Origin of the sequence: Burkholderia sp. Ac-20349 (genome assembly GCF_017104865.1) — a bacterium.
In the GTDB taxonomy this organism is placed as follows: domain Bacteria; phylum Pseudomonadota; class Gammaproteobacteria; order Burkholderiales; family Burkholderiaceae; genus Burkholderia; species Burkholderia aenigmatica.
In genome coordinates this window covers 15,108-31,611 of sequence record NZ_JAAGPM010000046.1, presented here as the reverse complement: position 1 = coordinate 31,611, position 16,504 = coordinate 15,108, and the positions used below count along the sequence as shown (strand labels likewise).

Genomic DNA, 16,504 nt, shown 5'->3' with positions numbered 1-16,504 from the left:
ACGCAGGGATGACGCGCCGCAGCGTATCTGCCGATCACGCGGAACGGTCTGGTGCACACTGCGGTCTTAAACTTTTTGCAAGGAGCGGCAGATGGCATCGAGCCAAAGCACCGTCGATTTCATCGTCGAGCAGATGGCGGCGGCCGGTACGGTTTCGGCGCGCAAGATGTTCGGCGAATACGGCATTTATTGCGATGGCAAGATGGCCGCGCTCGTCTGCGACGACCGGCTGTTCGTCAAGCCGACACCCGAAGGCCGCGCGTTTCTCGGCGCCTGCGAAGAAGGTTCGCCGTATCCGGGCGCGAAGCCGCACCTCGTCATCTCCGGCGAGCGCTGGGACGATCGCGAATGGCTGTCGGCGCTGATCCGGATCACCGCCGCGCAGTTGCCGGTGCCGGTGAAGCGGAGCCGATAGCGGCCCGTTCGCGTGCAATGTTGCGCTGCGGCCAGGCGTATTCTGTGACACACAGCGCGACCATCGCGCGCCAGGCGGGAGCACAAGAATGAAGACATCCGGAGATCCGCGCGGCACGTGGCTGGCTCGCCGCGCGTGGCACGCGCTCGCGGCGGCCCTGTGCGTTGGCTGGAGCGCGTTGTCGTTCGGCGCGGACGATGCGGCGACGCTGCTCGACCGTTACCGCAGCCTCGGCCCGCAATTGAAGGACAACGCGTTTCACCGGCCGCTGGTCCTCGAATCGGCGGAAGCGTCGTCGTCGTTGAAGGGCGACATCTACGCGGTGGTCGATTATCCGTACGCGGTCGTCAGCAGCCAGCTCGACGATCCCGCGCAGGGCCCCGCGAACTGGTGCGCGGTGCTGATCCTGCACCTGAACACGAAGTATTGCCATGCGTCGAGCGGCAGCAACGGCCCGGTGCTCGACGTGAACCTCGGCCGCAAGATCCAGCAGAAGCTGTCGGACACCTATCGCGTGCAATTCCGCTATCGCGTGGCGGCTGCGACGCCGGACTATTTCCAGGTCGACCTGACCGCCGACAGCGGCCCGATGGGCACGAAGGATTACCGGATCGCGCTGGAGGCCGTGCCGGTCGGCGCGTCGCGCACGTTCCTGCATCTCACGTATTCGTATGGCTTCGGCACGGTCGGCCGCATGGCGATGAAGACCTACCTCGCGACTGTCGGCAGCGACAAGGTCGGCTTCACGAACGTTAGCGGCGCATCGGCCGCGCAGCCGCAGTACATCGGCGGTGTGCGCGGGCTGCTGGAGCGCAACACGATGCGCTACTACCTCGCGATCGACACGTATCTCGCGACGCTCGACAAGCCGCTCGACCAGCGCCTCACGCGCTGGTTCGACGCGACCGAGCAGTATCCGCAGCAACTGCACGAGGTCGAGCGCGGCGCCTATCTGCAGATGAAAGCGCAGGAGGTGCAGCGGCAGCAGGCGGCGCGATAGGCGGCGCCCGGAAGGCGCTCTCCGGCACGACTTACTTCAGCGTGCGCATCGCTGCTTCCGTGCCGGACGGTTGGTCGAGTTCGGCAACCACCTTGAGCGGTACCTCGCCCACCCCCATCGCACGTTCGATCAGCAAGTCGTCGCCGTGTTGGGCCAGCAACGCCTGCAACCGGCCGAACTCGCCGCACCAGAGCGTTTCGACATCCTTGTCGCGGGCAACGTCGCGATTCGCGACGAGGGAAACGGCCCGAACCTGCAGGCGTCCGGCCTGAGCCTGACCGCCCACTTCGACGCCATAATCCGGCAGCGAAGGTTTCTTGACGACGACCCGGCCGTCCTTCGCCCATGCGGTCGTCATGCCCTCATGCACTTCGTAGCCGAGTCGCGCCAGGCCGTTCAGGATCGCGTTGCGCCGCGCCTCCGCTGCCTGTTGCTGCCGCATCTGCGCGATCAGGTCCTGCCCGGTTCGGGTCAACTCGGCCACGACGTCCGGCGACGTGGCGATATCGCATTGTCGAGCGCGTTCGACAAAATTCGCGGTGTCTGCGGTGTTGCAGGCCCGAATCTCCGCTGTCAGCTCCTCCAGTGCCGCGATCGCCGCGCGGCGTGCGCGGGCGGCCTCGATGGCACTCGACAGGTCGAGGATCAGGCTGTCGAGCAACAGGCTCTTGCGCGCGTCGTTGATCTCGTCTTCGAGCGCATCCAGTCTCGACGAGAACCCGGCAACCGCTTGCGGATCCAGAAATACCCGTGCCTCGCCGATCTGTCGATCGAGACGGTCGATCGACGGATCGCGAGACGCCGCCCGTTGCGCGGCCTTCCAGGTCTCGAAGTCCGCCGACTGTTCGGCGGGCATCAGGCGATTCGCCAGCGCCCGTTGCGCCTCGTTGAGTGTGCGTCCCACCGCTGGCGTCAGCAGGGCGAACCCTTGCGCGAGCAGCGCATCGGCATGTTCGAGCAGATCGCCCGAGCGCAGGCGATCAAGCTGGCCATGAAGCTCGGCCGGCATCGCGATCCCTTTCGCTTCCAGCGCGCGGAGCAAGGTCGTCGCGCCGTGCCGTCCTTGCCGCCGGCGTTTCGCTGCCTGCTCGGCCTGTTCGACTGCCACCTGTTGACGCCGGACGAGATCCGCCTTCAGGAAAGCCATCTCGTCGGGCACTTTCTTCTGCAACTCCATGAACGCGTCGGCGGCGATCAATGCGGCCAGCGCTTCACGTCGAGCCCGGGTCGCAGCGATCTCTTCGTCCGACAGCGCGCCGGTACGTCGGCCTTCGGCAATCCAGGTGGCGATGGCCTGGTCGAGGCGTTGCAGATGTCCTTCGCAGATCGCGACGATTTCCTCGCGCGTCACGATCCGGACGACTTTCGGGCCGCTCATGCCATCACCTCCTGGTTCAGCGCCTGCGCGACGGCTGCCTTCAGGCGAGCCTTCTCTGTTTCCGGTGCGTGGTACCAGGCTTGCGACGACACGCGATGCAGCGTCGGAATGGCGCGCCCCAGCACGGACGGCCGCCAGATTTCCCGGGCACGCGCATGTTCGAGCAGGGGATGACGCGGCGCATCGCATTCGATGCCGATCGCATAAAGGCCGGTGTCCGGATCGGCGATCGCAAAATCAAGCCCGAAGGCATCACCTTCCTGGGCGGGCACCGGTGACAGGCCGAGGTCCTGCAGATAAGCCAGCACATCTTCCGCGAAGCCGTCGACGCCACCCGTCTGCCGCAACTTCGCATGCGCGCGTTCGCTGCTCATGCGGCCGAGCAACGCGCGGCCGGCGGGCAGTTCACCGTTCGACATCGCGCGTGCGTATTCCATATAACCCTGAAGATAATCGCGCGGAATCGCCGGCTTGCGCTGCGTCGTGAGCATGTCGGAGATCTCGCGGATCGGCATCGACGTGATGAGCACGACCTTATGGCGGGCACGCGTCACGGCCACGTTGAGGCGCCGCTCGCCGCCGCTCTGGCCCAGCACGCCAAACATGCGCCGGAAGGTGCCCTGGCTGTTGCGCCCGAAGGTCGTGGAGAAGACGATGATGTCGCGTTCGTCGCCCTGGACGTTCTCGACGTTCTTCACGAACACGGCCATGTCCTCGCCGCGATCGGTGCGCTCGAGTTCCTCGCGGTACGCGTCGCGGAATGCTTCATCCGCTTCCGCGCGCTGCTCCAGGCGCTCCAGGATGAGGTCGGCCTGCTTGCGGTTGAACGTGACCACGCCGACGGACGGGCGCTGTGCGTAAGGCTGTTGCCACAGGTGCGCCAGATAGGCGACCACGCGATCCGCTTCGTCGCTGTTGGTCTGCTGCTCGTAAAGGCCATTCACCTGGACGAGTTCGAGCGGCTTCACCTCGCGCACCGTGGCATCCGGATGGCGAACCGGCACGCTGAGGTTGTTCTCGTAGAACGCGGCGTTGGAATAGCCGATCAGCTCGCGATACGCCGAACGATAGTGGATCTGCAGCGTCGACACGGGCAGCGCGCTCCGTGCCAGTTGCAGCACGTCGGGGCAGTCCTTGATTTCGCGTCGGTTCCAGGTGTCCTCGAAGCGCTCGCGTTCGTCTTCCGTCGCGCCCTCGTCGGGTTGTTCGCCGTCGAAGATGTCGGTCTCGTCGCTTTCCGCCCGGCTCGAAAAGAACGCGGTCGGCGGCATTTGCTTCTCGTCGCCGCTGACGATCGACAAGTTGCCGCGGAACAGCGTCGGAATCGCGTATTCCACCGGCATCTGCGAGGCCTCGTCGTAGACGACGGAATCGAACAGCCCCGATTTCAGCGGCAGTACGCGGCTCGCGACGTCGGGGTTCATCAGCCAGACCGGCCGCAGCGCCATCAGGCCCAGCCCCGTCCCGAGTTCGATGAATTCGCGCAGACGCCGGGAGCGCCGGCCGGTCAAGCGCGTCACGTCTTCCCAGTCGCGCGCCGAACCCAGCCGGCTGTGGTCGATGCCGTTGCGAAGCATCTCGCGGTTCAGGCGCCGCATTTCCGCGTCGGCGGCCGCGAGTGCTTCGATCTTGGCGGCCGTTTCGCTCTGGTCGAGCAGCAACTCGGGATGGTCCTGCTCCATGCGCCGCTTCCAGCCGAGCCGCGCCTCGCGGTTGATCATGCGCCGCACGGCGTCGTCGAGGCGTTCAGGCGGCAGACGCGTCAGCGCGTCTTCTTGGTCGCGCATGATCGCAAACACGTCGAGTGCGTCGGCGGTGACATGCCGTGCCCGGGTGCGGAATTGCTGATACGCGGCCAGCGTCGGCAACGCATCGCCGATTCGGTTCAACGGCGCCTGATAACTGATGTTGTCGGCGATGGCCTGGCGGCAGGCGGTGACGAGTTCTGCCGAGAGCCATTCATCGAGCGGCCTCAGCGCGCGAAGACTATGCTGGCGCGCGTGGTGCCGCACGAATGCGGTCTCGAAACCGTCGAGCAACTGTTCGACGGGCGCCCGATCGCCGGTCATCACGGCCGAGTCGAATTCGTCGCCGCGTGGCGCGATCGCCAGATGCTGCGCGAGTTCGCGGATCTCCTCGAGCTGGCGCAGGCGGGTCAGGCAGGCATCGGCGAGCGCCGGCCCGCACGCGGGCTCGACCGTCTCGAGATGCAAGGCGCGGCTGATCGTGTTCAATGTGTCGCGCAGCGGCCGCCAGGTTTTTTCGAGCCGGCTGGCGGCCAGCAGCTTGCGGAGCGTTTCGTCGGTCGCGGGCGCGCCGCAGCCGGTGACGAACTTCATCAGGCGGCCGCGCCGCAGATACGTGATCGGGTTCAGGCGGCGCAACAGCGACGGGGCGCGCGTCGCCAGCGTCGCCTGGGCCTCGAGCTTGCGGAGCGCGGGATCCGGCAGCTGCGCGACGGCAGCCGACAGCACCGCATCGAAGCCGCTGGTGTCGACGGCCAACAGATCGCGATGCAGCGCGCCGAGCGCCGTGTAATGCCGATGGCCGTCCGCATCGGCATGGTCGGCCGGCCGGAACAAGGGCAGCCATTGCGCCAGCCGTTTGCGTTGCGTCTCGTCCAGTGCGACGAGGCGGCCGGCGTTGGCATCGAGCCAGGCCCGATACGGGGCGGGGTCGTCGACATCGAAGCGCGCGGGATGCGCGGCGAGCGTTTCGATGCGCAGGCGTTCCGCGTCGCGGAATTCCGCGAAGATTGCGTTGAACGCGTCGAGCGTCGCGGCATCGGTCGCAAACGACTTCAATTGCGCCAGCGGGCTACCCTCGAACTTCGACGGCAGCCAGTAGCGGGCGAGCGGTGCGCAGTGTTCTTCCAGCGTGGTCAGCGCCGAAATGTCCAGCGTGGCAAGCCGGGTACGCAACTGCGGCACGCTGACCGGCGGCGTGCCGGCTTCGAGCCGGATCAGTTCGCCGAGCAGCGCCCGATAGCTGAGGCCGGTCGATGCGTCGACGCGATGCAGCGCGGCATGCTGGCGATCGAGTTCGCCCTCGAGGGCTTCGATTCTCGCGGCCATGCGTTCACGCTGGCGTATCAAACCGGGGTCGAACGCGGCTCCGCGAAAGATTCCATCCAGTTGTTCGCGGACGGCGCGAATCGTCGGCTCGCGGTCCTTGTTGACGTCGTTGAGCATCACGATGCGATCGCCCAGGCCTTCCGCGACGAGACGCTTGCGAACGACTTCCAGCGCGGCATGCTTCTGGCAGACGATCAGCAGGCTCCGGCCTTGTCCGATCGCGTCGGCGACCATGTTGACGATCGTCTGGCTCTTGCCGGTGCCGGGCGGCCCTTCGACCAGCAGTCCGGGGCCCTGACGCGCCTGCAGGATGGCCGCTTCCTGCGACGGATCGCTTGCCACCGTCAGGAATCGGTCGAGCTCGGTCGACGTGGCCTCGGCCGCATCGTAGTCGGATTTGTCCTTGAGCCGCAGCATCGATTCGAGCGCCGTGCCGGAAGGCGACAATTGCTTGAGCTGGCGCAGATCCTCGCCGATGGCCTGGCCGGCGAAGTCGACGTGAAACAGCACGCCGGCGCAGGCGAGGCGCGTCGCGCCGGCGGGCACGTCGAGGGTCGGCAGCGGCAGCGCACCGAGTTTGCGGCTTTCCACGTCGGCCAGCAGGCCGAACGCATCGACCACGTCGGCCGCTTTCAACGCGGAACGGCCGAGCACCTCGTCGGCTGCGACACGCCACGCCTTGACGGCCTCGCGTCCCAGCAGGCCCTCGAGCGCCGGATTCAGGCGAACCTCCTCGCGCTCGCCGTCGAAAGCCATCGCCACCTGGCGTCGCGCGCCGAGCTCCATCAGCAGTTTGACCGGCCACAACAGGACGGGCGCGATGCGAGGGCGCGTCGTGCTGCGATGATCCTTGTAAAGCAGGAACGGGAAGCCGAGATAGAGGCCGTCGATGCCGGTATCCCGCTTGTAGAGCGAGGTCTGCCGGTACAGCGTGTTCAACCGGCCTTCGAGCGTTCCGCTCGCACCGAACACGGCCGGGTCCACCGATACCGTCTGCACGTTGCGCTGGAGCAGATGGTCGAGCAGCGCGGTGCTGGCGAATCGCTCGCCGTTCAGTTCGTGGAGATCGACCCGCCCCGTGGTCTTGCCGATGGTCATCCGTACCAGCGGACCGCGCAATACGGTCGTGGCGACCTTCTTCTCGAAGAAGTCGAGGATCTGCGACACGTATTGCTGCTTCTGCGGTTCCAGCCACTGCTCGGCGGGCACCGACAACAGAACGACGACTTCGTGCAGGGACAAGCGACGTTCCAGCCGGAACTGCTCCGCCCATTCATCGACGGTCGGGTTGCCGGTTCGCGCGAATCCGGCGATCCGGTCGTCGACGGCATGGAACAGGTCGACGCGCGGTAGCGCAAGCGCGATCCGGGCAGCCTGGCGATCGAAGACCAGAATCTGCTCGCGCTCCGCGACGGCCGCCGCCTGATCGAGGATCTCGTCGACCGAGCGAAACTGTGAAATGGCCGCGCTCAACAGAACGATCAGGTCTTCCTCGCTGAGGACGCGGCGTTCCGACAGCGACAGCAGGCCGTGATGATCGGAATCCGGCAACAACAGGCGTCGCTCTTCCCATTGCGCGGCCAATTGGGCCCGCGACGTGGAAAGCAGCGCGATGCGCACCAGGTCCTCGTTCAGTTCGATGCCAAGATACGCAGCCCGGTGTCGCACTTCGTCGGCGCGAGCGCGTAGCCGGGACAGCCAGCTTTCCGTGCCGAGCCGTTCCAGGAACGTCGGCACCGGGCCGGTCACCAGGTCGTAACCTTCCAGCGGGTTGTGCAGCAACCAGCCGGGCGTGACGATGTCGCCGCGCAGAATGAGCGGCATGTCGGGATTCAACAGCTTGAGCGCGATCATCAGGCGGCCATCGTCATCGACGCCGTCGAGCTGTGCGACCTGACGCAGGCCGGCCAGCACTTTCGCGCCGGCACCGGCTTGTTCCGCCCATGTCAGGACGACGCCGCGATTCAGGTGATCGCGTGCCGCTTCCCAGTTCTCGCGCTCTGCCGCGGCGAGCGCGAAGATCGCCGGCTTGCGATATTGGCGCGCACCCAATGCGATGCTGGCGCCTTCGTCGCCATCGGCATCGATCGTCGTTGCCGACGGTGCATCGACCGGCTTGCCGTCCAGCCAGGCCTTGACTTGCGGCCATTGCCAGCGTTGATGTCGGTCACGCGCGAGCAGGCCTCGCAGCAACAGGTGAAGCGAGGGATCCAGATCGTCCGGCAGCGTGACGCCGTTGGCCAGCACGTGGATCAGGAACGCGCGCGGGTTGATGCCTTCGAAGCAGCGGCCGTCGGTCAGCTGCTCGAGCAGGATCATGCCGAGGCTCCACCAGTCGGACGCCGCGGCGACACCGCCTGCAATGGCCTCGGGCGCCATATAGCGCGTCGTTTCGAGCGGCGAGACGATATCGAGATCGAATTCGGACAGCCGTGCCGAACCGAAGCCGCTGATGACGAGATCCAGCGGTTCGCGGCTGCGCACCAGCAGCGTGCCGGGCCGCAGGTCCCGATGCCGAAGCCCCACATCCGAAAACGCCTGCAGGGCCTGGCCCAGTTCATCGACCACCCGGCGGATCGTCGCGCGATCGCGGACGGCCATGCCGAGATCCGCCAGCGTCCCGCCGCTCATCTCCTCGGCGACTTCGTACGCACGTTGATCCCAGCGTCCGGTAGCGATGATCTCCGGCACGTGCTCGCGCGGCAGGCGGCGCACCACATCGTAGACGGCCGGGTCCGGTTCCGCACCCGGTCGATACAGCGTCAGCACGGCCTGCCTGCCGGTCCCGTCCTGCTGGGCCACGTAGCGTTCGCGCACGCCGTCCGTGCTGGAAATCTGGCGCAACAACCGCCAGCCGTCGATCCGCGTTTCTTCGACGGGCGGCGGCGGCGCGACCTCCGCCGAGCTGCCGGCAGGAACCTCGTCGCCGGCGCCGAGCTGCTGCGCGTCGGCGGGCACGGCCGGATCCGCGCCGCATTCGAGGCACATGAGGTCGCCGTCGTTCATCGGATGGCCGTTCGTGCACGACAGCGAGGGCGGCACGCGAGATCCGGTTGTGTCCGCAGCCACTTGCTGGCTGACCGTCTCGACCGTGACCACATCCTGGGGGCGCCAGCCGTTCGCCCGGATCGGGACGCCTGACAAGTCCCAGTTGCAAACGGCATCGCCGACCGTGCCGGCACAGTACCACTCGTCCACCGACCGCTCGGTTCGGCAATTCGGGCAAAAACGCATCATGGCTGACATTTCCTGTCTTATCTGTTTCTCGCCTTGTCGGCGCTGATCCGGACGTGATGCCCCTGATCGGTCAATAGGTCTCTCAACCGTTGAAAATCGTCCCGGCCTGGGATCCCCGCGAACCAGACGCTACCGTCCTCGTCGAACATGACGTCCAGCGCTTTGCCGGTGTGCCGTGGCGCGCGCTCGACCTGCGCAAAACGCGCATGGCCGAGTGCCGTCAGGCAATGCAGCCGCTGGTTGTCGCTGCCGCGCAGCGCGCGTGTCTGCGGCGCGTCGATGTCGAACGGATCGGAGATCAGCGCATCGATCAGGCCGTCGGCGCGTGCCAGCGTATCGGCCAGGGATTCGATCGGGTGGCCGCTGTAGACGAGGATGTCGCCTGCCGACAGCTGTCGCAGGCCATGCAGGAGCGCAATCAGCGCATCGGGCTGATCGAACGGCTCGCCGCCCGAGATCGTGATGCCGGTAGCGTCGGGCAGCCAGGTTCGGACCTGCGCCAACAGCGCATCGACGGTGGTTTCGCCGCCGGCGTGCGCCCAGGTATCCATCGAAATGCAGCCCGGGCATCGGATCGTGCAACCTTGAAACCAGATGCCGATCCGCTGCCCCGGCCCGAGTGTCGTCACGGGAAAGTGCAGGCGCGAAACACGGATGTCCATGGCCTACCGCTTGTGCAACTGGAACGCACCCGAGTCGATGCCCGAGATGACGAAGCGATCGCCGGCGGCCGCATCCTGATCGAACAGGCCGCGTGCCAGCGGGTTGAGCAGATGCGCTTCGATCTGGTTGCGGATGCCGCGGCCGCCGTTGGATAGATCGCCGAGGCATTGCGCCTGGAGTGCGATCCGGGAAGTTTCGTCCAGGTCGACGGCGATACCCTGGGACGCGACGTCGTCGAGCACGGCGCGCACCATCTGCTCGAAGATCTCCGTCGCGACATCCTTGCGGATGAAGTCGAAGACGATGATGTTTTCGCCGATGCGGTTCAGGATTTCAGGCCGGTTCAGGACCAGCTTGAAATGCTGCTGGATTTCCCCGAGTACCTTCTTCTGGATCTCCGCAAAGTCGTTTCCCGGCTGGATATTCGCGACGCGCTGACCCGATTCGTCCTGGCGGTAAATGCCGAGGTTCGACGTGAAAACGATCAATGCTTCGGAAAAGTACACGCGGTCGCCGCGCCCTGACGTCAGTACGCCGTCGTCGAGGATTTGCAGGAACTTGTCGAGAATGCGCGGATGCGCTTTTTCGATTTCGTCGAAGAGCACCACGCTGAACGGGCGTTCGCGAATCGCATTCGTCAATTCTCCGCCGACGTCGTAGCCGACGTAGCCGGGCGGCGCGCCGATGAGCCGCTGGTCGGCGTGTTCCGCGCTGAATTCCGACATGTCGAAGCGGATGTACGCGCTTTCGTCACCGAACAGCAGGCTCGTGATCGTCTTGGCGAGTTCGGTTTTCCCGACGCCGGTCGGGCCGGCGAGGAACGCGACACCGCGCGGCCGGTTGCCTTTCCGCTGAGAACCCACCCCCGTCATCGCGCGCTTGACGAGGTCGAGCATGTGCGTGACCGCGTGCGTTTGCCCTTTGACGCGGCGGCGAATGAACGCGTCGGCGTGACGGATCTTGTCGCGGTCGATTTGCTGCCACGGATCCTCGGTGACGCCCACTTTATAACGCCGCACGGCGTCGGCAATTTTGTCGAGGGGCACCTGCTCGACGCGGGCGAGCGTGGCGATCGCATTCATGTCGGCGAGCAGCAATCCCTCGGAGCCGTCGACGAACGCGGACGCCGCCTCGGCAAGATGGTCCGGCGTAGCGCTCTGGGCACCGGGTACGCCGCGCAGCAATGCACCGGCCAACGCACGACGGGCGGCACTGTCGGGTTTCGACACGGGAATATGCCGGATGCGCGGATTGTCGATCAGCAACCAGTCCGGCAGGTCGCCTTCCTTGTCGACGATCCAGATCACGGTATTGAAAAACGGACGTCGCAGTTCTCCCGCGGGGCGGGGCGCCGCCATATGCGCCAGCACCAGTGCGCGCGTGAACAGCGTGTGCTCGGCCGGGTTCAGCGTTTCGGCGCGAATCGCCAGTCGCGAAGCAAAATCGACGACGAGGGCAATCGGCGGGCCGGGCAGCGCGACCAGGCGTTCAACGCATGCGGTGAGTGCATCGATGCCGCCCGGTGCCGTGCCATCGACCGGTGTCAGGCCGAGACGTCGCAGGGTTTCATCGGCAGGCTCCGTGGGCGACACCCGGCTGTCGGGCACCGTGAAGCCGGAAATCGGATTCCAGACGACGAGCTGCGCATAACCCGCCTCGCGGAGATTGTCGCCGAGTGTATTCACCAGCGACTGCGCGGTCACCACTTCGGGGGCAACTTCACAGGCCTGTAAATCGCGGACGTTTCCCGACAGCACGAACTGGCTTTTCAACGGGAGGAACCGCAGCAGATCCCGTAACCATCTGGGTTTGACGTAGGCAGGCATGTCGTGATGGTGCGCAAAGAAAGCGAAAGCAAAACGTTATCACAGCCACCCGACCGATATATGCCGAATGAATAGGGCTGCCGGAAACACGTCGATCGTTTTATCGGCGTCGAGCAATGAATCTCGACGGCTCTGTTCATTTTCCGGTTTAGCCCAGCAGCCCCGCGACGACGTCGACGATCCGCTGCAGCAGCGCTTCGTCGTAAGGCAGCCACGGCACCGCGCGCAGCGGCGACGGCGGCGGTTCGATCGCGGGTTCGACGGGTTCGCCGTCGCGCGTCACGCGCCCGGTCGCGCAATGCACCGACCACGCGCCGACCCGCACATGGCGTTCGTCGATCGTCATCCGGCCTTGCGCGATCGGTTCGGCGAACACGAGCGCGAGCACCTGCTTGCGATGCCGCGCCATCGCGCCGAGCGGCAGGTCGGACAGCCGGTGCAGGCGCTGCTCGCGCTCGTTCCGCGCGGCGCGCTGGCGTACCGGGTCCGCGAGCGTGTCGGCCGCGCGCGTCGCTTCATCGTCGAGTGCGAAGGCGGCGACGCTGACGAGCAGGTCGACCGCGCGCGCCACCTCCGAGAACACCACGGGATCGATTTCGCCGAGCGGCGCGGCGATCCAGCGCCGCTCGCGCCTGCGTTCGACGTGCAGCCGGCCCGACGTGCCTTGGCCGTCCGTGCCGGGAAAGAGCCGCGCGGCGACGCTGAAGGTTGCGCGCACGTCGCCGAACTCGCGTGCGAGGCCGTCGTCGTACGCGCGGATCGACCAGCCTTCGCGGCGCGCGACGCCGATCAGCGGGCGGCTCGCGAGGACATGACCTTCGAACATCGCGGAATGACTGGTGGCAGCGTCTTCGGCGGCCGGCACGTAGAACTCGCGGAACGCCTGCCGAACGGGCTGCCGGATCGCACGGCCGACGATCGCGCGCTGCCACGCGAGCCGCTCGTCCGCATCGGCCAGCAGCGGATGCCAGAGCCGGATCTCGCTGTCGGCGTCGAGTTCGCACGCCGCGCCGGCGGCATCGCGCAGCACGATCTTGCCTTTCGCGATCTCGGGGATGAACGAGACCGTCGCGCCGTCGCGCGCACGTGCCTGCCAGATCGTGCGGGTCGAGAACGCGGCGCCGGCCGGCGCATCGACGAGGCGCTCGCGCCATTCGGCATGGCCCAGCGTCATCGACTGCCAGAACCCCGCTTCCATGCAGGTGGCGAGCATCGTGAGCTGCTTCTTGTCGGGTTTCGCGTCGAGCGTCATGCGCAGCGCGGTGTTCGGCCGCTCGCCGAGCGCGCGTTCGGCGGGCTTCAGGTTGCGTGCGAGCTTCTTCTGCACGCCCGCGTGACGCACGGTGGCCAGCGCATCGCGCAGCGCACGCAGGCTCTCGGGTGTCGGGATCGTCTCGACCGCGTGGCCGAGCGCGATCGCGAGCGATTGCGACGGCGCGGTTTTCGCGGCGGTCGGCGCGACGCACACGCCGGTCAGCAGCGGCCCGATCAGCGCGGGGAGCCACGGCGCGTCGCGATAGGCCGCGACGCGCGCCGCGCGCGCGACGACCTGTGCGTCGTCGGTCGTGAACGCGCGATCGGCCTGATAGGGGACGTCGCCCGCGTGAATCGCGGCGACGTGCCGCGCGGCTTCGGTCAGCGTGGCGCGCGCGAAGTCGACGTAAGCGGGCTCCTCCGCGAGCGTGGCGGCCGGGTCGTCGGCGTTGAACCACAGTCGCTTCGGCGCGAAATAGCCGTCGTTCGTCGCGGCCAGCGCGAGCAGCGCGGCCGGCCCGAGTTCGGGCAGCACGTCGAGCTCGCGCACGCGCGCCGGTGAATCGGCATTCAACTGCGCATACTCGTCGCGCAAGGCCGTGATATCGCGCCGGCCGGCGAACGAGAGGAGGGCATATTTCCCGTACACGGAGAGTCTATGCAGGCCGTCGTTCTGCGGTTCGTCGAGGATGCGCGCGAGTTCGGCCTGCAGTGCGGGCGCGGGCCGCGCGTCGAGACACGACAGTTCCTGTAACGCGCGCCGCCACGCGCCGGCTGGAATGTCGCGGAACAGGTCGAGTGCGGCTTCGGCGTCGACGAGCGGCGCGAAATCGAGTGCGTCGATCTGCTCGCGCAGCCAGCGCGCGAATGTGGCGCGCGGATCGTCGCGCGCGTAGTCGTGCTGCGCGACGCGTTCCTCGACACGACGCAGTGCCGGCCACACCGCGCCGAGCGCGTGCGCGTCGAGCGTCGACAGGTCGAGCGGCGCGCCGGTGAAGCGCGGGTGATCGGCGGTGTCGGTCAGCCGCGCGACGAGCTGGTCGACGATAGGCGGGTGGATGGATTCGGTCATGATGTTGGGCGGCCCTCGCGTGGCGGGATCGGATCGGCGTCGGTGGTGTCGTGGCGTCAGCGCGGCAGCCGCCGCTCGACCATCTCGTGGATGACGATAGGGCGGATCGCGCGCAGCAGGTGCATCTCGCCGCCGAGCGTCGCTGTGTTACATCCCGACGGCGAAATTCAGGAAGAAACCGTGCGATCGACGAGTTTTTGGCGGCTGACGGGCGGAATTGTATGAAAAACCGTGAGATCGCACAGTTTTCCCTCCGGATTCGCCCGGCAACGTGTCCCGGCCACCGAGTGCATGCGTCATCGCTGTCGTGCCGTTCCGTAAAGTCACGAACCTCCGTCCGGCGCCGCTGCGCGCGATTCGCCGCCATCGCGGCCCATTCATAAGACGTACAGTTTTTCTGCCACGCGCGATTCGCGCCGAACTGTACTCTTGTTCGCACGATCGATGTGTGTACTCGTCGCCAACTGTTCTGCTCTTAAGATTCCATCATCAAGTGCACAGTGCCGCAGATCCAGTCGTACCGGAACCCTGTCGGCGCATCTTCAAGAGAGAGCCAGTGCGATGGAAAAGGCAACACCGGAGGGAAAGATCAGGAATCACGACGGCCCGGTCGGCGGGCAAAACACGTGCGTGTCCGACGTAAACGGCCGGGCAGGCCAGCTGCGCAGGCCGGCGGGAGGCACGCGATGAAACTCTATGAAAAACTCGCGGACGACATCGAGCGCCTGATCCGCCAGGGCGTGTACCGGCACGGCGACCGGATTCCGTCGGTGCGGCAGGCGAGCCAGCAGCACCGGATCAGCATCACGACCGTGCTGCATGCCTATCTGCTGCTGGAAAGCCGCGGGCTGCTCGAAAGCCGCCCGCAGTCCGGCTATTTCGTGAACCTGCGGCGCGACGACAGTCATGCGCCGGTGCGCGAGCTGCGGCCGTCGAAACCGATCGCGATCTCGTCGTCGGTCGACGTGAGCCGGCTCGTGCTGTCGACGCTGCGCTCGATCGGTACCGACGACGCGGTGCCGCTCGGCTCGCCGTATCCGGATCCGAGCCTGTTCCCGTTCGAGAAGCTGAACCGCTACGCGTATGCGGCCGGCCGCGACAAATCGCTGTGGGGCGTGACGGACGGGCTGCCGCCCGGCCATCCGCGGCTGATCCGGCAGATCGCGCGCCGCTACCTGGAAAACGGGATGTCGGTCGACCCGAACGAGATCATCGTGACGGTCGGTGCGACGGAGGCGATCAACCTGTGTCTGCAGGCCGTCGCGAAGCCCGGCGACACGATCGCGGTGGAGTCGCCGACGTTCTACGCGATGCTGCACGCGATCGAACGGATGGGGATGAAGGCGATCGAGGTGGCCACGCATCCGGAATACGGAATCGATATCGCGGCGCTGGCCGCGATCGCGAAATCGCAGCCGATCGCCGCGTGCATGGTGATGCCGAACTTCCAGAACCCGCTCGGCTTCCAGATGCCCGACGAGCGCAAGCGCGAACTGGTCGAGTTCGCCACGAAGGCCGGGATGCCGCTGATCGAGAACGGCGTGTACAACGAACTGTATTTCGGCGACGCGCATCCGAGTTCGCTGAAATCCTACGATCGCAGCGGGATCGTGCTGCATTGCTCGTCGTTTTCGAAGAGCCTGACGGCCGCGTACCGGATCGGCTGGGCGCTGCCGGGCCGCTATCGCGACCAGGTCGAGAAGCTGAAATTCCTGAACACGCTCGCGACGCCGTCGTTGCCGCAGCTCGCGATCGCGGAGTTTCTCGAACGCGACGGCTATGAGCATCACCTGCGGCGTCTGCGCAAGGCGTATGCGCAGCAGGCGAACCTGATGCGCGCGATGGTGTCGCGGTTCTTTCCGGAGGGCACGCGCATCTCGAGCCCGGCGGGCGGCTACGTGCTGTGGGTCGAGTTGCCCGCGCAGGTCGACGCGATGCGGCTGTACCAGCTCGCGCTGGAGCAGGGGATCACGATCGGGCCCGGCTACATGTTCTCGATCACGGACAGCTACCGGAACTTCATCCGGCTGAACTACAGCAGCCCGTGGTCGCCGGAGATCGAGCAGGCGGTGATCACGGTCGGGAAGCTGGCCACGGCGTGCATGCGGTAGACGGGGGCGGCCGGCGTCCCGCGCTTCAAATACGGAGCCGGCCTTGTGCCGGCTTTGTCATTTGTCACTTGTCGTTGCGACGGCCAGCAGCGGTGGCCGCACCGAAGGCGGATCCGATGGCATCCGCGATCATCGCCCAGGCCATCGCGGGTCGGGCGGGCACCGCAGAGCGCCCGCGCGACTGGCCTGACGTGCGTTACCCGCCCGTCACCGGCGGAAAAAACGCCACCTCGCTGTCCTCCCGCACGACGAAGCCGCCCGTCACCATCTCGAGATTGACGGCCGCGCGCACCGGCCGGTCCATCCGCAGCGCTTCCGCGCTGCGCGCGTCGCGTGCGGCCAGCGTGTCGCGCAGTGCGTCGACGGTGAGTTCGCGCGCATCGATCTCGACGATTTCCTCGTCGCGATCGAGTTGTTCGCGAATGCTTGCAAAGTATTTGATCGTCAGTTTCATCGCGATGTCTTGAAAGGAGT

General features: G+C 66.5%; 9 protein-coding genes. 3 read left to right on the top strand and 6 right to left on the bottom strand.

The features are described 5' to 3' along the window. Positions 1-91: 91 nt before the first annotated feature. On the top strand, positions 92-415 hold the full coding sequence (locus G3N61_RS17075; protein ID WP_043192078.1) for a TfoX/Sxy family protein: 324 nt from the start codon (positions 92-94) through the stop codon (positions 413-415). 88 nt (positions 416-503) lie between these two features. Beyond that, positions 504-1,415, top strand: a complete 912-nt coding sequence (locus tag G3N61_RS17070) for a hypothetical protein (RefSeq protein ID WP_043192076.1) — start codon at positions 504-506, stop codon at positions 1,413-1,415. A 31-nt stretch (positions 1,416-1,446) separates the two neighbouring features. Here the strand turns inward: G3N61_RS17070 and G3N61_RS17065 are convergent, their stop codons facing one another. From G3N61_RS17065 to G3N61_RS17045, 5 genes are all read right to left on the bottom strand, one after another. Continuing rightward, positions 1,447-2,766 (bottom strand): hypothetical protein, encoded by a 1,320-nt coding sequence (locus G3N61_RS17065; RefSeq protein WP_346778576.1) that lies wholly within the window; start codon positions 2,764-2,766, stop codon positions 1,447-1,449. A gap of 23 nt (positions 2,767-2,789) precedes the next feature. After that, positions 2,790-9,104, bottom strand: coding sequence for an AAA domain-containing protein (locus tag G3N61_RS17060; RefSeq protein ID WP_205823134.1), 6,315 nt, complete (start codon positions 9,102-9,104; stop codon positions 2,790-2,792). Positions 9,105-9,121: 17 nt separating this feature from the next. Continuing rightward, a complete protein-coding gene (locus G3N61_RS17055; RefSeq protein ID WP_043192070.1) occupies positions 9,122-9,766 on the bottom strand; it encodes a 4Fe-4S single cluster domain-containing protein in 645 nt (214 codons plus the stop codon). Positions 9,767-9,769: 3 nt separating this feature from the next. Beyond that, entirely contained in the window at positions 9,770-11,593 is a 1,824-nt protein-coding gene (locus G3N61_RS17050) for an AAA family ATPase (RefSeq protein ID WP_205823133.1), read from the bottom strand. A gap of 148 nt (positions 11,594-11,741) precedes the next feature. Beyond that, the gene (locus tag G3N61_RS17045) at positions 11,742-13,919 is read right to left on the bottom strand and encodes a DUF4132 domain-containing protein (RefSeq protein WP_205823132.1); all 2,178 of its coding nucleotides are present in this window, start codon (positions 13,917-13,919) and stop codon (positions 11,742-11,744) included. 686 nt (positions 13,920-14,605) lie between these two features. On the opposite strand from G3N61_RS17045, the gene G3N61_RS17040 reads away from it, so the two are divergent. Further along, positions 14,606-16,030 (top strand): PLP-dependent aminotransferase family protein, encoded by a 1,425-nt coding sequence (locus G3N61_RS17040; RefSeq protein ID WP_043192064.1) that lies wholly within the window; start codon positions 14,606-14,608, stop codon positions 16,028-16,030. A gap of 196 nt (positions 16,031-16,226) precedes the next feature. Here the strand turns inward: G3N61_RS17040 and moaD are convergent, their stop codons facing one another. Beyond that, positions 16,227-16,484 (bottom strand): molybdopterin converting factor subunit 1, encoded by a 258-nt coding sequence (gene moaD, locus G3N61_RS17035; RefSeq protein ID WP_043192062.1) that lies wholly within the window; start codon positions 16,482-16,484, stop codon positions 16,227-16,229. Positions 16,485-16,504 lie beyond the last annotated feature (20 nt).